This window comes from Thalassotalea agariperforans (assembly GCF_053470345.1).
Genome location: NZ_JBQMWH010000010.1, coordinates 56,745 through 74,651, shown reverse-complemented (window position 1 = coordinate 74,651; position 17,907 = coordinate 56,745). Strand labels below are relative to the sequence as shown.

At 38.5% G+C, this 17,907-nt stretch carries 13 protein-coding genes and 2 riboswitches; of the genes, 12 read left to right on the top strand and 1 reads right to left on the bottom strand.

Annotated features, from left to right (window positions below):
• Positions 1-69: 69 nt before the first annotated feature.
• A complete protein-coding gene (gene pgi / locus ACSLUO_RS13035; RefSeq protein WP_448249064.1) occupies positions 70-1,704 on the bottom strand; it encodes a glucose-6-phosphate isomerase in 1,635 nt (544 codons plus the stop codon).
• 385 nt (positions 1,705-2,089) lie between these two features.
• Here pgi and ACSLUO_RS13030 point away from each other — a divergent pair, with 385 nt between their 5' ends.
• The 12 genes from ACSLUO_RS13030 (at position 2,090) to htpX (ending at position 17,629) form a co-directional block, all read left to right on the top strand.
• Positions 2,090-5,995, top strand: a complete 3,906-nt coding sequence (locus ACSLUO_RS13030; RefSeq protein WP_448249062.1) for a response regulator — start codon at positions 2,090-2,092, stop codon at positions 5,993-5,995.
• Positions 5,996-6,005: 10 nt separating this feature from the next.
• Complete coding sequence (locus ACSLUO_RS13025; protein ID WP_448249060.1) at positions 6,006-6,608, top strand: histidine phosphatase family protein; 603 nt, start codon at positions 6,006-6,008, stop codon at positions 6,606-6,608.
• A gap of 44 nt (positions 6,609-6,652) precedes the next feature.
• Positions 6,653-6,854: riboswitch (cobalamin riboswitch) on the top strand.
• A gap of 166 nt (positions 6,855-7,020) precedes the next feature.
• Positions 7,021-7,875 carry an ABC transporter ATP-binding protein gene (locus ACSLUO_RS13020; RefSeq protein WP_448249058.1) on the top strand — a complete coding sequence of 285 codons (855 nt, stop codon included), beginning with the start codon at positions 7,021-7,023 and terminating at the stop codon, positions 7,873-7,875.
• On the top strand, positions 7,868-8,917 hold the full coding sequence (locus tag ACSLUO_RS13015) for a FecCD family ABC transporter permease (RefSeq protein WP_448249056.1): 1,050 nt from the start codon (positions 7,868-7,870) through the stop codon (positions 8,915-8,917). The genes ACSLUO_RS13020 and ACSLUO_RS13015 overlap by 8 nt, the downstream gene beginning before the upstream one ends.
• A 29-nt stretch (positions 8,918-8,946) precedes the next feature.
• Positions 8,947-10,053, top strand: coding sequence for a nicotinate-nucleotide--dimethylbenzimidazole phosphoribosyltransferase (cobT, locus tag ACSLUO_RS13010; RefSeq protein ID WP_448249055.1), 1,107 nt, complete (start codon positions 8,947-8,949; stop codon positions 10,051-10,053).
• A 3-nt stretch (positions 10,054-10,056) separates the two neighbouring features.
• The gene (locus tag ACSLUO_RS13005) at positions 10,057-10,863 is read left to right on the top strand and encodes an adenosylcobinamide-GDP ribazoletransferase (protein ID WP_448249053.1); all 807 of its coding nucleotides are present in this window, start codon (positions 10,057-10,059) and stop codon (positions 10,861-10,863) included.
• Positions 10,864-10,883: 20 nt separating this feature from the next.
• The gene (cobU, locus tag ACSLUO_RS13000; protein ID WP_448249051.1) at positions 10,884-11,468 is read left to right on the top strand and encodes a bifunctional adenosylcobinamide kinase/adenosylcobinamide-phosphate guanylyltransferase; all 585 of its coding nucleotides are present in this window, start codon (positions 10,884-10,886) and stop codon (positions 11,466-11,468) included.
• 13 nt (positions 11,469-11,481) lie between these two features.
• Positions 11,482-12,972, top strand: a complete 1,491-nt coding sequence (locus ACSLUO_RS12995; protein ID WP_448249150.1) for a cobyric acid synthase — start codon at positions 11,482-11,484, stop codon at positions 12,970-12,972.
• A 26-nt stretch (positions 12,973-12,998) separates the two neighbouring features.
• Positions 12,999-13,649: a cob(I)yrinic acid a,c-diamide adenosyltransferase gene (gene cobO, locus ACSLUO_RS12990; RefSeq protein WP_448249049.1), complete on the top strand. Its 651-nt coding sequence runs from the start codon at positions 12,999-13,001 to the stop codon at positions 13,647-13,649.
• On the top strand, positions 13,649-14,512 hold the full coding sequence (locus ACSLUO_RS12985) for a cobalamin-binding protein (protein ID WP_448249047.1): 864 nt from the start codon (positions 13,649-13,651) through the stop codon (positions 14,510-14,512). Before cobO ends, ACSLUO_RS12985 begins: the two co-directional genes overlap by 1 nt.
• Positions 14,509-14,665: riboswitch (cobalamin riboswitch) on the top strand. Its footprint overlaps the gene before it by 4 nt.
• A 61-nt stretch (positions 14,666-14,726) precedes the next feature.
• On the top strand, positions 14,727-16,604 hold the full coding sequence (locus ACSLUO_RS12980; RefSeq protein ID WP_448249045.1) for a TonB-dependent receptor domain-containing protein: 1,878 nt from the start codon (positions 14,727-14,729) through the stop codon (positions 16,602-16,604).
• 152 nt (positions 16,605-16,756) lie between these two features.
• Entirely contained in the window at positions 16,757-17,629 is an 873-nt protein-coding gene (gene htpX, locus ACSLUO_RS12975; protein WP_448249043.1) for a protease HtpX, read from the top strand.
• The last annotated feature ends 278 nt before the right edge of the window (positions 17,630-17,907 follow it).

Below are 17,907 nucleotides of genomic sequence, written 5' to 3'. Positions count from 1 at the left end.
TAGTGAATAAAAAAGCCCGATAACATTGCTGTTATCGGGCTTTTTTAATTTGCTTTAGTGTCTGTTTTATTAACCGCGAGATTTACGGTAAATATCAACTAAAGCATTAGTTGAACTATCCATTGTCAATTCAGCGTTTTTATCAGAAATTTTAGCTAATACTTGGTTACCTAAAGCTTTACCTAATTCAACACCCCATTGGTCAAATGAGTTAATTTGCCAAATTACCCCTTGAACAAATACTTTGTGTTCGTATAAGGCAATTAAGTTACCTAAGGTTTTCGGGCAAAGTTCGTTAAATAATAAGGTATTACTTGGCTTATTGCCTTTCATTTCTTTGTGTAATGATAAGGTGTTAATTTCAGCTTCAGACAAACCGGTATTGCTTAATGCCGCTTTAATTTGCGCTTGAGTTTGCCCTTCCATTAACGCTTGTGTTTGACCAAAACAGTTAGACGCTAACATGTCATGATGATTAGCGACATCATGAAATGGTTTTAACGGCAACATAAAATCAGCTGGAATTAAGGTATCACCTTGGTGAATTAACTGATGGAATGAATGCTGGCCATTAGTACCTTCGCTACCCCAAATAATTGGGCCAGTTGCATAATCAACATTTTCATCATTGGTAGTAACTGCTTTACCGTTACTTTCCATGTCTAATTGCTGAACGTAAGCTGGTAAACCGCGTAAATAGTGGTAATAAGGTAATAACACATGTGATTGTGCACCGTGAAAGTTACGGTACCAAATACCTAATAACGCCATGATTACTGGCATGTTTTGCTCTAATGGTGCACTTTGAAAGTGCTCATCCATTTCAAAAGCACCTTCAAGGAAAGCTTGGTAATTATCAAAACCTACTGATAATGCTAATGGTAAGCCGATAGCAGACCATACTGAATAACGACCACCAACCCAGTCCCACATAGGGAAAATATTTTCTTCTAGAATACCAAAATCTTTAGCGCCGGCAATATTTGAAGAAACACAAGCAAAATGTTTTGCTACCGCTTCAACAGGGGCATTGGCTAAGAACCAGTCTTTTGCGGTATTGGCATTACATAAGGTTTCTTGAGTTGTCATAGTTTTTGATGAGGTGATCACCAAAGTCGTTTCAGGGTTTAATGTTGCTAAAACATCGCTGATATGACAAGCGTCAACGTTAGCAATAAAGTGTACTTTTAGTTGCTTTTGTTGATAAGGCTTTAACGCCTCAGACATAATTTTTGGCCCTAAGAACGAGCCACCAATACCAATACTGACGACATCAGTAAATGCTTTGCCGGTATAACCGGTTAAGTCACCATTTGAAACCGCTTCAACATAAGCTTTAACTTTCGCTAAGGTTTCCGTAACTTCTGGCATAACGTCTTTGCCATCAACTAATACTGGCTTGCCTGAAAAGTTTCTTAATGCGGTATGTAAAACAGCACGTTGTTCAGTGAAGTTGATTTCTTCACCAGCAAACATCTTATCGCGCATGTTTTCAAGGTTAGCGTCTTTTGCTAATTGAATTAATAAAGGTAATGTTTCATCCGTTAAACGATTTTTGGAGTAATCTAGTGAAATTGCGCCTGCGGTTAAAGAGAAGTTAGCAAAACGCTTGTCATCTGCTTTGAATAGGTCGCGCATATGAACTGATTCCGTTGCTCTAAAGTGAGCTTCAAGTTCTTGCCACGCAGTTGTGCCGGTTAACATATCGTCAATCCTTAAATTAATTTTTGAGAGTTTTTGTCTGAAAATTGATAACCGTTTATGTTTTATTAGTATTATTAGGTATCAAAAACAGTACACATTATAACAACTATTTTTTATCTGTCTGCATATACTTAATGATCGAGAGAAAAAGCCATAAGTATAGCTATGCCTTTTAAAATAAGGTGTTAGCGTTAACTTGCTTTTAGTCTTTTATATATGAAATAGCTGGGTTTTTTGTCAGGCCATTTTACCAGTTGTTGATTTTAACTTAACTTAAAAGGGAGAGCCATTATTTTATAAAGGTTCAGAATAAAATCTGGAATAAATTTGATGTAAATGCAATAGTAAACAGAGTTGGTTAGTGTGTAGGAATTAGGGAATATAAATGCTGGGTTTACAACATTTACTATTAAAAGTAAAAAAATCATACGTGTTGAGTTTGCTTTTGGTTTTACTTTTATTATCCGGCGCCTTTATTACCTTAAAACAGTGTATAAATGATCAAAAAAAAGATGCCTCATTGATTAACATCGCAGGACAGCAGCGGATGTTATCTCAAAAACTTAGCTTGTCTGTTTATCGCTACAAAGAGTCATTACTTACCGGTGAAAATATTGCAAGTTACGCCAATAAAATCATTATGGTTGTTAATCAGCTTAAAAGTAATCACCATCAATTAATTAGCGGAAGTGAGCCATTATTGGTGAATATTCGTGGCTTATTTTTTCAATCGGCAGATCCCCTACATCAGCGGATAATGCAATTTTCTGATAATGCGATAAAAATAGCGCAAACGAAAAACTTTACGGATGTAAATTTCTATATTCAATTAGAAATGCAAGAGCAACAAGTTGAAGCATTACTTGAACGTTTAGACTTTATTGTTAAAACCATGGAGACAGAGTCAACAAAACATATTTATGCCATTGAAAAAGCAATTATGATTTTATGGTTCCTGACATTGTTGTTTTTAGCCTTTTTTACCTATTTTTCTTTTCAACGTATTTCCTCTATTGTTAGCGAAAGTTACCTAAAATTGAGAAAAGAAAAAAATAAAGTTGCAGACTTTGAATATGCCATTAATAAACATTCTATTGTTTTTAGGGTTAGCCTTGAGCATAAAATTCAATATGTTAATGAAAACTTTTGCCAGTTATACGGCTTTAGCCAACAAGAAATATTAGGCCAACACCAAGGTGTTTTGGGTTCAGGTGAACATCCAAAAACCTTATTCGATGAAATGCATGAGCATATTCAGCGAGGGGAGGTCTGGAAACATGAATTATGTAATATGGATGCCAAAGGTGGTAAATACTGGTTAGATACCACGGTTGTGCCAATTTCGCATCGCGATAAAGTGATCAGTTATATGGTGATTCAAAATGAAATTACCGAACAAAAACAAATGAGCTTTGCCTTGGGCGAAATTCATGGCGTTATTGCTGATCCCAAACTTAATTTAACCGATAAAGCGCAGCAGTTATTAGCGCTAGGTTGTGAATTTTTTCATCTTCCCTTTGGTATTATTAGCGAAATCGCTGATAACACTTACACCATTAAATATGCGCAATCACCAAATAATGAATTAGCCACCGGCGCTACTTTCGACGTTGATAATACTTATTGTATTCACACTTTATTTGCTGACAAACCGATAGCCTTTGATCATGTTGGTGAAAGCGAGATAAAAAATCACCCTTGTTATGAAAATTTTGGCTTGGAAAGTTATATTGGTTGCCCAATTGTTGTTGATGGTAAGCGCTATGGAACCCTTAATTTTAGTAGTCCAGATGCTCATAATAGGCCTTTTAGCCGTAATGATTTAGAGCTTATTCAGCTGATTTCTCAATGGATTGGCAATGAGCTATTACGGGAACAAAATCAACAAAAGATGATTTCTCAAAACATCTTAATGGAAGAAATGAGCCACCAAGGGCGCATTGGTGCTTGGGAGGTTGATTTAATTAGTAATGAAGTTGTTTGGTCAGATGTAACCAAAGAAATCCATGAAGTGCCGCTTGAATATCAACCAGACTTAGCTACCGCTATCAATTTTTATAAAGAAGGTGAAAGTCGAGATAATATAAATGCCCTAGTCGCAAAAACGATTGAGGATGGTATCCCTTTTGAAACAGAATCTGAATTAGTTACCGCCAGAGGAAACTCTATTTGGGTAGCTTCTTATGGTAAAGCGAAGTTTGAAAACGGCAAGTGCGTTAAACTTTATGGTTCATTTCAAGATATCAGCGAAAAGAAAAAAATCGCCCAAGAAATGATCGATAAAAATCGCCGGATGAACTTAGCGGCAGATTCCGCCGGCATTGGTGTTTGGGAATTAAATGTATTAACGCAAGAGTTGTCTTGGGATGATTGGATGTTCCGCTTATATGGCGTTGATAAAACTGAATTTACCGGTGTTTATGAAGCTTGGGAAAAATGTTTACATCCAGAAGATATTGAACGAGCGGCACATGAATTACAGTTGGCCATTAAAGGTAAACAAAAGTTTGATACCCAATTTAGAGTTATCCAACCGAATGGCAATATTCGTTATATCAAAGCTTTAGCTATGGTTATAAAAAATAAAGCAGGTGTTTCTCAAACCGTTGTTGGCTTGAATTACGATATTACCGATAGAGTAGAAACGGAAATAGCCTTAACCAAAGCGAAAGAAGTTGCAGAGCAAGCTTCAAAAGTTAAAAATGAATTTTTAGCTAGCATGAGCCATGAGATCAGAACGCCAATGAATGGTGTGGTTGGCATGTTAGATTTATTAGCTGACAGTGAGCTTGAACCATCACAGAAACATCAAGTGGCGGTTGCAAAAAGTAGTGCTGATTCTTTATTGTTTTTAATTAATGATATTTTAGATTTTTCTAAAATTGACGCCAACAAACTTGAATTAGAAAAGATTAATTTTGATATCAATACGCTGTTAAGTGAATGTGTTGATGCTTTAATACAACAAGCAGAACATAAAGGCCTAGAGTTAATTGTTGATAGTGTTGCTGTGGTTGAGCCTTTAATTATTGGCGATCCTAATCGTATTCGCCAAATCATCACTAACTTAGTCAGTAATGCGATTAAATTCACCCAGCAAGGGGAAGTACTTATTAGGTTGGCATTGATACCGGATGATGCCGAGCATTGGCGTTTGCGTATTAGTGTTAAAGACACCGGGATTGGTATTTCAAAAGCAAACCAGCGGCATTTATTCGAAAGTTTTAACCAAGTAGATTCATCAACAACACGAAAGTTTGGCGGTACTGGTTTAGGATTAGCTATTGTTAAAAAGTTGTGTCAGTGCATGGCTGGCGACGTTAGTTTGATTAGTGATGAAGGACAAGGCTGTCTTTTTATTTGTGATGTTCAAGTAGGAAAATCATCGCAAGTTATTCCTTTGATGCCGTCGGTTGAGCTTAAAAATTTGTCGGTTTTGGTGGTTGATGATAATCAAACTAATCGTGAAGTATTAAGTAAACAATTAACGAGTTGGCAAATAACAGCTTCATGTGTTGAGAGTGCAAAAGCTGCGCTTGAGCTTTGTACTGAACGAGTAGAGTCAAATACGCCTTTATTTGATGTTGCTATTGTTGATATGCAAATGCCAGATATGGATGGCGCTCAGCTTGCTAAAGCGTTGCAAGCAGATCTACGCTTTAATGCTATGAAGTTAGTGATGATGACGTCGATGAACGCACAAGGTGATGCCAAATTATTTGCCGACCTAGGCTTTAGTGCTTATTTTCCTAAACCGACAACGAGCTCTGACTTATTTAATGCGTTAAACATTATGGTCGATGATGGTTTAGCGTTATCAAATGCTGACCCTTTGATCACCAAGCACTATATAAAAAGTTTAAATAAAACGATAGACAAACCAGATGAGCTAACCATCAATTGGCCTGATAATAGTAAAGTTTTATTAGTTGAAGATAACCGCGTTAATCAGATGGTGGCAAAAGGTGTTTTAGATAAAATAGGTATGCCATGTGAAGTGGCAATCAACGGTCAAGAGGCACTTGATAAGCTGAACCAAGATCATAGCTTTTCATTAGTTTTAATGGATTGCCAAATGCCTGTTATGGATGGCTACCAAGCTACTGAGCAAATAAGACAAGGGCAAGCAGGTAATAATAATATCGGTATTCCTATTGTCGCGATGACAGCAAATGCGATGCAAGGAGACCGAGAAAAATGTCTTGCTGCCGGCATGAACGATTATTTAACTAAGCCGATTGATAAAGACTTAGTGCTTGAGAAATTAACCTACTGGTTAAAACAACAATAAAGGTATTTATTTGCAAAATACACTCTATTTATTGCGCCATGGTGAGCTTGAACAAAAGCATGTTTTAGCCGGTCACTCTGACCTGTTGTTATCAAGTGTTGGTGAACAGCAATTAGCTGCAACAGCAAAACAGTTACCTCAAATCAATCAGTTATTTAGTTCGCCCTTAGCTCGTTGTTGTACTTTTGCACAGCAGTTTGCGAAACAACAGCAGCTGATCTTACAAACATCGTCATTGTTAAAAGAAATGAATTTTGGTGACTGGGATGGACTGCCGTTTGAATTTTTATGGCAATCAACCTCAACTGAACAAATTAGGTTAGGTGATTTTTGGCAAAACCCTTGGCAACATACACCTCCAAATGGAGAAAGTATGGCTGAATTTAGTCAGCGCATTGATTCATGGTGGCAAACTTGGCTAACACAAAAACCAGCGGGTAATAGTTTAGCGATAACTCATGCTGGTGTGATCAAACATGTATTGGCGCGAGTGGTAGGGTTAGATATAAAACAAAGTCAGCATTTATCGGTATTTGATATCCCTTATGCCGGCCTTATTCGTATTGATGTCTTTCATGAAGAACAACAGGCTTGGCCAAAAATAATTTTTTAACCATTCATTTCGCAAAACTTGCTATCTCATCGCAAGCTAGGGATAATTGCCGCCATCGTTTTGGTGAGCTTTACTTAGCAAATTTAATTGAAGAGTAAACTCAGGGAATGTGGTGAAACTCCACAACTGTGCCCGCAACTGTAAACAGAGCAGCGTATATATATTAAACCACTGATGTGTCAACATTGGGAAGGAATGCGCCGGGAAGCTGTCAGTCAGGATACCAACCAAAATACCATCATCAAGAGGCTTAAAGCTTCTAACTAACAAGGTCGAGCGGGTCACTCGGACATTGTATTCAAAAACATTAACTTAATTTTGCAGTTATTTGAGTGTTTTTGTTTTGCTGTCAGCCTGTGCTTGTTTTGATGATTTACGTTTTTAAACTATTAGCACATTAAGCACCCGATACGTGACAGAAACACAATTACCAACGCAACAGCAAATACCATTATTAACTTGCCAGCATTTGTCGTGGCAGGCTGAGCAACATCTGATTTTAGATGATATTAATTTTGCAATTAACGCAGGTAGCTTTACTGGCTTGTTGGGCCCCAATGGTGCCGGTAAATCAAGTTTATTACGTTGTTTGTACCGTTATTTAAAACCGAACCAAGGCGCGGTGTTGTTTCAGCAACAAAATATTTGGCAAATTAGCCCGCGTGATTATGCTCAACAAGTTGCTGTTGTGTTACAAGAATCACCAAGCCAATTTAATTTGTCGGTTTATGATGTGGTTGCTTTAGGTTTAGTACCACATCAAGGTTTATTTACCGCGAACAAACAGCAAGAACAACAAGAAGTTGATACCGCACTTGAACAGGTAGGTTTGCTAAATAAAAGTCAGCAAGCGTTTGAGCATTTATCCGGTGGTGAAAAACAACGTGCTTTAATTGCCCGGGCAATTGTGCAAAAGCCAAGTTTGCTAATTATGGATGAGCCGACTAGTCATCTTGATGTTAAATATCAAATTCAAATCATGGAACTAGCTAAATCATTAGGTATTACGGTGCTGGCGTCGTTTCATGATCTCAACTTAGCTAGCGCCATGTGTGATCAATTATTAGTTTTAAACCAAGGGAAATTAGTCAGCCAAGGAACACCATCTGAGGTGATCACCAGCGAGATGTTGTCGCAAGTTTTTGGTGTTTGTGCCCAAGTGAGTGTGCATCCACAAAGTGAGCAGAAAACTATTCCTCATATCACCTATTTTTATGGTTATCAGCAAGGATTAGAAAATACACCAAAAGGGGAAAGCCATGCTTAAAGCCTCTTCGGTGAATATAAAAGCCAATATTTTTGTGGTTTTATTAATAGTGATGAGTTTGTTGAGTTTTATCTTGGCCTTATCCTTTGGTGCCGCGCAAATATCCTTTGTGGAAGTGATCGAAAATTTATTCAGTAACTTCTCAACTCAACTACTCAATCAAGCTGAAACTAGCCCTTATGTTTTTGTTGATAAAATCATTTGGCAACTGCGTATGCCGCGTACTTTATTAGCCTTTTTAGCTGGTGCTGGCTTAGCGATGTCTGGGCTAATTTTGCAAACGGTGACCCGTAACCCGCTGGCCGATCCTTATTTGTTTGGCATTTCATCAGGAGCCTCATTTGGGGTGGTGATTTTGGTGGTGCTTTTAGGAATAAATAGTGGTATTGCCATGTCAGTAGCGGCTTTTTTAGGCAGCTTAGTGGCAATGTTATGTTTGTTGCTGATTGCCGGCTCAAAACAATCACATCAGGTTGAGTCGATGTTATTAGCAGGGGTTGCACTTTCTTTTTTGTTTAGCTCTTTTACCTCGTTAATGCTTTATTTAACAGATCCGCAAGCGGTCACCTCTATTTTATTTTGGACCTTAGGCAGCTTTGCTCGGGCCAGCTGGGATAATTTATTGTTTCCGGCAGTTGTTATCTCTTTATGTATTATTTTTATGTTGGCGTATCGTCGCCAATTAAACGCCATGTTATTAGGTGATGAAAGTGCAACTACCTTAGGGATCAACGTGAACCGTTTTCGCATGATGATGTTGATATTAAGTTCGTTATTAACAGCTACTTTAGTGTCGTTATGTGGAGGAATTGGTTTTGTTGGTTTGATGATCCCACATATTGTACGTTTTTTTATTTCTCAAGGTACCAGTGCCGGCTTGTTATTAACCGCCTTAGTGGGTGGTATTTTTATGATCTGGGTAGATGTTTTATCTCGGGTAATTTTAACCAATCAAGAACTACCTGTTGGTGTGATCACGGCAGCCATTGGTAGCTTGTTTTTTTTAAGCTTATTGTATTTTCGTAAGCATAAATCGACTTAGTTTTTTGAATCATTATTTTTTGGAATTGTATGTTTTTAATTGAACCATTAACTCAGGCTTATAATAGTCAGCTACAGGCGAAAATTGATGATAAAACCAAGCCGCTAGGCGCATTAGGTGATTTAGAAAATTTAGCTAAACAGTTGTGCCAAATTCAATTAACTAAAAAGTTAGCGCAACAAAACAATATTTCGTCAGAGCCGATAGCTTTCAGCGATTTTACAGCTCAAATTAAACAGCCGGAATTAATCGTTTTTGCTGGCGATCATGGTGTTGCTGCTGAAGGCGTTTCAATTGCTCCAAGTGAAGTAACCAGCCAAATGGTGGCTAATTTTGCGCATGGTGGTGCCGCTATTAATGTTTTTTGTCGGCAGTTAGGTTGGCAAATGACCGTGGTTGATGCCGGTACCCTGATCCCACCCAAGTCTGGGTTAGCGGTGGTTAGCCAAAGATTAGGCGATATTACCCAAGCAATAAATTTAGCGCCAGCGATGAGCCAATCACAAGTTGAACAAGGCTTTAGTTATGCAAAAGCGCTAGTTACAGAAAAAGTTAACAACGGCTGTGATCTTATCGCGTTTGGTGAAATGGGCATTGGCAATACGACAGTGGCTGCCGCCATCATGTCAGCAATCATGAATTTACCGGCGAGCAAAACCGTTGGTAAAGGTACTGGCGTAACTGAAGAAGTAGTATTACGTAAACAACAAGTGGTGACACAAGCATTAAGTTTACATGCTCAGCAGTTAGCGGATCCCTATGATTTATTGGCCAGTATTGGTGGTTTTGAAATAGTGCAAATTACCGGTGCTATGTTAGCGGCTGCCGAGCAAAAAATTGCGGTAGTGGTGGATGGTTTTATTTGTACTGCCGCCGCTCTAGTGGCGATAAAAATTAACCCCAATATTAAAGAGTATCTTATTTTTGCTCATTGCTCTGGTGAGCAAGGGCATCAAAAAATGTTGGCTTATTTAAATGTTAAGCCTTTGTTAAATTTAGGTTTACGTTTAGGCGAAGGCACCGGAGCGGCTTTGTCTTTACCTTTGTTGCAAGCGGCTGTTGGTTTTTATAATGAGATGGCCAGTTTTTCTCAAGCGGCGGTTACCAATGTGGTTGATAACGAAAGGGTGAGTTAATTAGTGTTAAATAACTCAATTGTCATGTTAAAACAGCAATATCAGCTTTGGCTGTTAGCATTGAGCTTTTTTACCCGCATTCCTGTGACATTACCTGAAACGGTAAAACCGGCGATGTTATCAGAGGCGAGTCGTTATTTTGCCTTGGTCGGCTGTTTTATTGGTGGGTTGTTGGCGCTTGTTTTTTACTTAACCCAATTAATTTTACCACTAGAAATTGCGCTTATTTTAACAATGGCTTGCAACTTGTTGTTAACAGGGGCTTTCCATGAAGATGGCTGGGCTGATGTCTGGGATGGTTTTGGTGGTGGTTGGAGTGTAGAGCAAAAGCTGAATATCATGAAAGACAGCCGCTTAGGAACTTATGGCGCTGCAGCTTTAGTTTTGGTTTTATTATTAAAATATCAAAGTTTGTTGGTACTTGCTAACTCGGCCGTTTATATTGGTTTTGTCTTGTTACTTGCTAATACGCTAAGTCGTACACTGGCTACCAGTTTGATTTTTAGTATGGCTTATGTGAGTGAGGATGCTAAATCAAAAGTTAAGCCAATAGCGAATCAGCTATCATTGACGAGCTTACTGGTTTTATTATTCACCAGCTTAGTGGTGTTATTTGTGGCTGTTTTTTGCCAGCAAGTTAGCCTAGAACAAGCGCTACTTTTGATTGTTTTTTTATTGATAACTCGGCTGTTATTGATAATTTGGTTTAACAAGCAACTCGGTGGTTATACCGGTGATTGTTTAGGGGCTGCGCAAATAGGCAGCGAACTTGTGATTTATTTATCGCTTATTATTTTTAACTCTATTTAGAATAAACAACAGGAATTTTCATGGCTAAAGTACACCTTATCATTGGTGGTGCCCGTTCAGGTAAAAGTCGATTAGCAGAGCAGTTAGCAAAAGCGTCAAAACAAGAAGTGGTTTATATTGCGACAGCTAAAGCCGATGATGAAGAAATGGCGGCTCGTATCGCACACCATCAAGCTAATCGACCGGATACTTGGCGATTAATTGAAAGCCCGTTGCGGTTAGCTGACACCATTAATCAGCATAATAAAGACAACACTTGTTTGTTAATTGACTGCTTAACCTTGTGGTTGAGTAATTGCTTGTGTCAGCATGATTTAGCTTATTTTCAGCAGGAAAAAGCCGCATTATTAGCCGCGTTAGAAGCCTCAAACAGCAATATTATTTTGGTGAGTAATGAAGTTGGTCACGGTATTGTGCCATTAGGGGAGTTATCGCGAGAATTTGTTGATCAAGCGGGTTGGTTACATCAAGAAATTGCGCAACTGGCTGTGCAAGTGGATTTTGTTTTTGCCGGTTTACCGTTAACCATGAAGTCACCGTTACAAATTAAACCGTCAGTGACAGCGGTGAAACCCTGGTGGGGAAAAGTGATTGAAAACAAATAAATCGCTGGCCGCTATGAAAACGTTAATGGTGCAAGGTACGACATCGGATGCCGGTAAAAGTACTTTGGTAGCTGGCTTGTGCCGCGTTTTTTCTGACTTAGGTTATCAAGTTGCGCCGTTTAAACCGCAGAACATGGCGTTAAACAGTGCCGTAACAGAAGATGGTGGTGAAATTGGCCGTGCGCAAGCGTTACAAGCGGTGGCGGCAAGAGTACCTGCGCGAGTTGATTTTAATCCTATTTTATTAAAGCCTAACAGTGATACTGGCGCACAAGTGATCATTCATGGCAAAGCTATTTCGAACATGGAAGCACAAAGTTATCACGACTATAAAAAAGTCGCGATGTCGGCGGTGTTAGCGTCTCATCAACGTTTAGTTGATGACTTTGATCTGATCATGGTGGAAGGGGCGGGTAGCCCAGCTGAAATTAATTTACGAGAAAATGACATTGCCAATATGGGCTATGCCGAAGCGGTTGACTGCCCAGTGATCATCATTGCTGATATTGATAAAGGTGGAGTTTTTGCCCATTTAGTTGGCACCTTAGCGTTATTAAGTGAGTCAGAGCAGGCGCGAGTTAAAGGTTTTGTGATCAATCGTTTTCGTGGCGATATTGCACTTTTACAATCAGGGCTTGATTGGTTAGAAGCAAAAACCGGTAAGCCAGTACTGGGAGTTTTACCTTATTTACATGAGTTAGCGCTGGATGCTGAAGATGCAATTGCCGTTGACAATGTTCTAGCGAAACAAGCAGAGCAAGTGAAGTTTCACCTCTGTGTTTTATTGTTACCACATATCAGTAATCATACCGACTTTGACAGTTTACGGTTAAATCCGCAGGTGAATTTAAGCTATGTTCGTGTTGGTGAAAAAATTCCAGCCTGTGATTTGATCATAGTGCCCGGCAGTAAAAATGTGATTGCCGATCTAAGTTTTTTAACGTCACAAGGTTGGCAACAGCAAATTCAGCAGCACTGTCGCTATGGTGGCAAAGTATTAGGCATTTGTGGTGGATATCAAATGTTAGGTCAAACAATTAGTGATCCTAATGGTATTGAATCTGCTACCCAAGTAATCAACGGTTTAAATTTATTGGCGGTGACGACTGAACTTACCGACAATAAAACTCTGACTAAAGTGTCAGGGACATTAACTATTAATGCCAAAAGCTGCCCAATAACCGGCTATGAAATTCATTGTGGTGTTACAACCAATATCGGTGATTTAACACCTATCGTCAGTTTTGATAATCACCCTAACGGGGAGCATATTGACGGCGTAATTTCTACTGATGGTCAAATCATCGGCACGTATTTACATGGCTTGTTTGACTCAGTTGCCGTAACAGAACTGATCTTAAATTGGCTAAAACCCGATTGTAAACTTGATAGCTATGTTGACTTAGATAGTCATCGAGAACAGCAACTGAACAAGCTTGCTGATGTTTGTCGTGACTATTTAGCGATAGATAAAATCAGCGACATTATTAAAAACGAACATTAAGCAAATCGATAATTATTGGAATGACCATGACAGAGAAAAAAAACGAGCAAGCTGATATTGATGAAAGCCAAGCTAACAGCGATGCCAATAAAGCCGATAAACACCAAGCGCGCCAACAACGTTTAAAAGAAAAAGTTGATGAACGCATTGCCAAAGCGCAAACCGAGCAAGGGGTTTTTCAAGTGATCACCGGCAATGGTAAAGGTAAATCTACTTCAGGTTTTGGTGTTGTTACTCGTGCTGTTGGTCATGGTTTAAAAGCGGGCGTTGTTCAGTTTATTAAAGGTGGCTGGGAATGTGGCGAGCGTAACTTATTAGAAAGTGTTGGCGTGCCTTTTACTTATATGAAAACTGGTTTTACTTGGGAAACACAAAACCGTGAATCAGACACAGCCGCGGCACAATTAGCTTGGCAAGCCGCGAAAAAATTACTTGCCGATGAAAGCGTTAATGTCGTGTTATTAGACGAGTTAACTTACATGGTTACCTATGATTATGTTGATTTAGAAGAAGTGCTTACGGCTATCGCTAATCGTCCAAAAATGCAGTCAGTGATTGTTACTGGCCGTGCCGCTCACCGTAAATTAATTGAATTAGCGGATACTGTCAGCGAAGTCCGTAATGTTAAACATGCCTTTGATGCAGGCGTAAAAGCGCAAAAAGGCTTTGATTATTAATGCGTGTTTTTCTACTGCTTTTTAGCCTGTGTTTGGGTTTTAGCCAAAGTACATTAGCACAAGCATCGGCAGATAAAACAGCATCTGCAATGCGAATAGTTGCGTTAGCACCACATATTGTTGAAATGTTATTTGAACTGGGTGTTGGTGAACAAATTGTTGGTACAGTTGATTATGCTGATCATCCTGAAGCAGCAAAAGCTATTCCCCGTGTTGGTGGTTATTATGGCATGCAGGTTGAAAATATTTTAGCGTTAAAGCCCGATGTTATTTTTGCTTGGCGATCTGGCAATAAAGCGACAGATCTAGAACAACTTGCAAGGTTAGGACTGAATATTGTTTATAGTCAGCCTGATAAAATTGACGATGTTGCCAAAGAGTTACGTTATTTTGGTGGCATTGTTAATAAGCCTGAAGTGGCAGAGCAAGTTGCGGTTAAATTTGAACAAAAATTAGCTAAGCTGCGTCAGCAAAATGCAGGTAAACAGCAAATTAAAGTGTTTTATCAGTTATGGCCTGAGCCTATGATGACGATCAATAAAAATACTTGGATCCATCAATTAGTTGAGATCTGTCAGGGGGAAAATGTTTTTGCCAACAACCCAACCGATTATCCCTTGATCAGTATTGAGAATGTCATGGTGGCACAACCGCAATTGATTATTCTACCGGATGAAAAATCAAAAACCGTGCAGCCTAAAATTGCATGGCAAAACTGGCCGGAAATTCCAGCGGTAAAAGCCAATGCTTTTATTCGCGTAAATGCCGATTTACTGCATAGATTTAGCCCCAGAATGTTAACTGGCGTTGAACAATTATGCCGTGATATCGATTTAACGAGATCAGCGTTATCTGATCATTAGTCTATGGGCAGGATGCCTGTTATTAATTGAAAGTAGTAGGGGAAGTTGATGAAATTTCAACGCTGCCCCCGCAACGGTAATTATTGTTTTTAACGTGTTTTATGCCCGTTGAAAAATATTAGCCCGACTACCTACAACTTTCTTCATGTAAATAGTGATTAAGAAAATCATTATTTACCAACATGATGCGGTGGGCGTCATAGGACGAGGTAAAATGAACTTACATAACTTAAATAGTAAACACAGATTAAAAACGCAAAAAACATTAATTTCTTCAGCGCTTATTAGCGTACTAACCTTATCTTCGTTTGGTGTCATAGCAGAAATATCAAATGATAAAATAGAACAAATGACGATTACTGCAACGCGCTCGGCAATTAACGCTGAAGATGCCTTAGCGAGTGTAATTATCATTACTCGCAGTGACATTGAAAATACTCAAGCACTTTCACTTACCGAAGTTTTATCAACAGCTGCTGGTATTGATTTATCCGAGCAAGGCGGTAAAGGCCAGCAATCTTCTATTTACATGCGCGGTGCTAATTCCAACCATACCTTAGTGTTAGTTGATGGTGTTCGAATTAGCTCAGCTACGCTTGGTTCGACGAACATTAATAATATATCGCCAGAAACGGTTGAACGTATTGAAATTATTAAAGGGCCTCGAGCCGCTTTATGGGGTTCTGATGCTATTGGCGGTGTGATTCAAATATTCACACGTAAACTTGAAGGTGGTGAGTACTTTATTGGTGCGACCACAGGCACAGATAACTTTAAACAAGCGCGTTTAGGCTTTGGTGTTCAGCATGGTGATGGTCAAACAACTATATCGTTTAACCACGAAAAATCAAATGGTTTTAATGTGTTAGAGACCTTTGAAGATGATGATGACGGTTATGATCAAACAACGGTTTCAATTAAAGGTCAACAGCAGATAAATAAAGGCTTATCTTTACATTGGTTAGCTTCAGCTGTTGAAGGTGAAAGCGAGTATGATCCTAAATATGGCTCGGGTACTAATATTAATGAAGTTAAAAACCATGTTTGGCAAGTTAAAGCTAACTATCAAGTCAGTGAAAAAAACCATACTTCGATTTCTATAGGTCAAAATCGTGATTCAGGAAAAGATTTTGGTGGTGAAGTGGCTAGCTCATCATACATTGAAAAAGGCGATGCTAACTTAATTCAAACACGTCGAGATCAATTATCTATTGTCAATAATTATCAACATAGTAATGAATTGCAATTAAACTTAGGTGTTGATTTTTATAATGAAAGTATCTCAAGTGATACATCTTACGCTGAAGATGAGCGAGAAGTACTTGGTGCATTTGTCCATGGTTTTTATCAACTTGAAAGCTTTGATTTTGAATTAGCGTTAAGGCACGACGACGTTGAATTTATTGACGAAGAAACGACTTACAATGTTGGTGCTGGTTACAATATCAACTCAGAACACAGGTTTATTGTTAATATTGGTACTGGCTTTAAAGCACCAACCTTTAATGATTTATATTGGCCAAGTGCAGGTAACCCTGATTTGATTGCGGAAACGTCTGAAACCATAGAAGCGGTTTACACAGGTAAAGTAAATAGCATTGAATTTGGTTTTACGGTTTATCAATCTGATATTGAAAACTTAATTAACTGGGCGCCAAATGATACAGGCGCTTGGCAGCCTCAAAATGTTGATGAAGTTGAAATATCAGGCGCTGAATTTACAGCGCAATACTCACAGGGTGATTTCAGTCATCAAGTGAATGCAAGTTATACCGATACAGAAAATGTAGCAACGGGTAAACAACTTGATCGCCGTGCACGTGAACGTTTCAGTTATGCCGTAACTACAGATATTGTCGGTATTGCACTAAACGCTGAATATCAATTCAATGGCAAACGTTATGACTCAAGTGGTTTTGAAAAACTAGGCAGTTATCAATTGGTAAACCTTCGTGCTAGTTACCCAATTAATGACAAATTAGCCGTACAGTTAAAAGTTGAAAATGCGTTTAATAAAGAATATCAAACAGCTAAGTATTATAACACTCAAGATCGTGCCTTTTACCTAGGAATAACCTATAGTCAATTTTAAGGTTTATTGATTTTATTTTACTTAAAAATGCCACGTCTGAGTTCGTGGCATTTTTATTTTTAAAGAATGAAAATATAAATCAAAATAATGTTGATTTTGTAAAAATAAGACATATTATGTCATTGTTGTGCTTACCTTATTTGGAGTTAAAAATGCAACGTATTGTGTTATTTCTATTAACTAACTTAGCCATTATGGTGGTGCTAAGTATTACCATGAGTATTTTAATGTCAGTGTTTGGCATTAACCGTCAAGGTTTAGGCGGCTTACTTGTGATGGCCAGTGTTTTTGGTTTTGGTGGCGCGTTTATTTCATTATTTATGTCAAAATGGATGGCCAAACGATCAGTAGGTGCTTATGTGATTGAACAACCACAAAACAGCACTGAGCAATGGTTGCTTGATACGGTTAAACGTTATGCGAAACAAGCGAATATTGGCATGCCCGAAGTCGCGATTTTTGAATCGCCAGACATGAACGCCTTTGCAACCGGCGCTAGTAAAAATAATGCTCTTGTTGCTGTAAGTACTGGCTTGTTACATCACATGACACAAGATGAAGCTGAAGCGGTAATTGGTCATGAAATCAGTCATATTGCTAATGGTGATATGGTGACCTTAACTTTAGTACAAGGTGTGGTGAATACCTTTGTTATTTTCTTAGCGCGTGTTATTGCTGGTATTATTGATAATGCTACTCGCAGTAATAATTCAAATGGTGGTGGCTTAGGTGGTATTGCTTATTTTGCTATTGTCTTTGTCTTAGAAATGATCCTTGGTGTGCTTGCTAGTATTATTGTTGCTTGGTTCTCTCGTAAAAGAGAATACCGAGCTGACAGCGGCGGCGCGGCTTTAGCTGGCAAAGCGGCAATGATTGGAGCCTTAGAGCGCTTAAAGCGTAGTCAAGAAAGCCAATTAGAAGGTACTATGATGGCATTTGGTATTAACAACAAAGCAAAATTTATGAGCTTGTTTGCTACCCACCCTCCGCTAGAAGATCGTATTCAAGCGCTAAAAAATAGTTAAACGAGAATTTTTCACTCGTGTTAATCATAAACGCTATTAATTACTTAAATTAATAGCGTTTTTTTATAGAAAATAGCAATGTTGGTATTATCTGCCATAATGATTTTTAAGTTTAATCATTAAGTTAGCTTAAATTAAGTGTCAAAATTATTTACAGAAATGCCATGCTTGAAAATTATTAACCCGTCAGACAGCTGTTCTTATAGGCTTTTTACTTCATGGCTTATATATTGCATTTTAATTACATTATGGGTTTATAGAGTAGTACCATGCATTCA

Coding starts and splice junctions, on each gene's coding strand:
- ACSLUO_RS13015 (WP_448249056.1), top strand. CDS start 7,868: ATGCTTAAAGCCTCTTCGGTGAATATAAAAGCCAATATTTTTGTGGTT.
- ACSLUO_RS12985 (WP_448249047.1), top strand. CDS start 13,649: ATGCGTGTTTTTCTACTGCTTTTTAGCCTGTGTTTGGGTTTTAGCCAA.
- cobO (WP_448249049.1), top strand. CDS start 12,999: ATGACAGAGAAAAAAAACGAGCAAGCTGATATTGATGAAAGCCAAGCT.
- ACSLUO_RS13030 (WP_448249062.1), top strand. CDS start 2,090: ATGCTGGGTTTACAACATTTACTATTAAAAGTAAAAAAATCATACGTG.
- htpX (WP_448249043.1), top strand. CDS start 16,757: ATGCAACGTATTGTGTTATTTCTATTAACTAACTTAGCCATTATGGTG.
- cobT (WP_448249055.1), top strand. CDS start 8,947: ATGTTTTTAATTGAACCATTAACTCAGGCTTATAATAGTCAGCTACAG.
- pgi (WP_448249064.1), bottom strand. CDS start 1,704: ATGTTAACCGGCACAACTGCGTGGCAAGAACTTGAAGCTCACTTTAGA.
- ACSLUO_RS12980 (WP_448249045.1), top strand. CDS start 14,727: ATGAACTTACATAACTTAAATAGTAAACACAGATTAAAAACGCAAAAA.
- ACSLUO_RS12995 (WP_448249150.1), top strand. CDS start 11,482: ATGAAAACGTTAATGGTGCAAGGTACGACATCGGATGCCGGTAAAAGT.
- cobU (WP_448249051.1), top strand. CDS start 10,884: ATGGCTAAAGTACACCTTATCATTGGTGGTGCCCGTTCAGGTAAAAGT.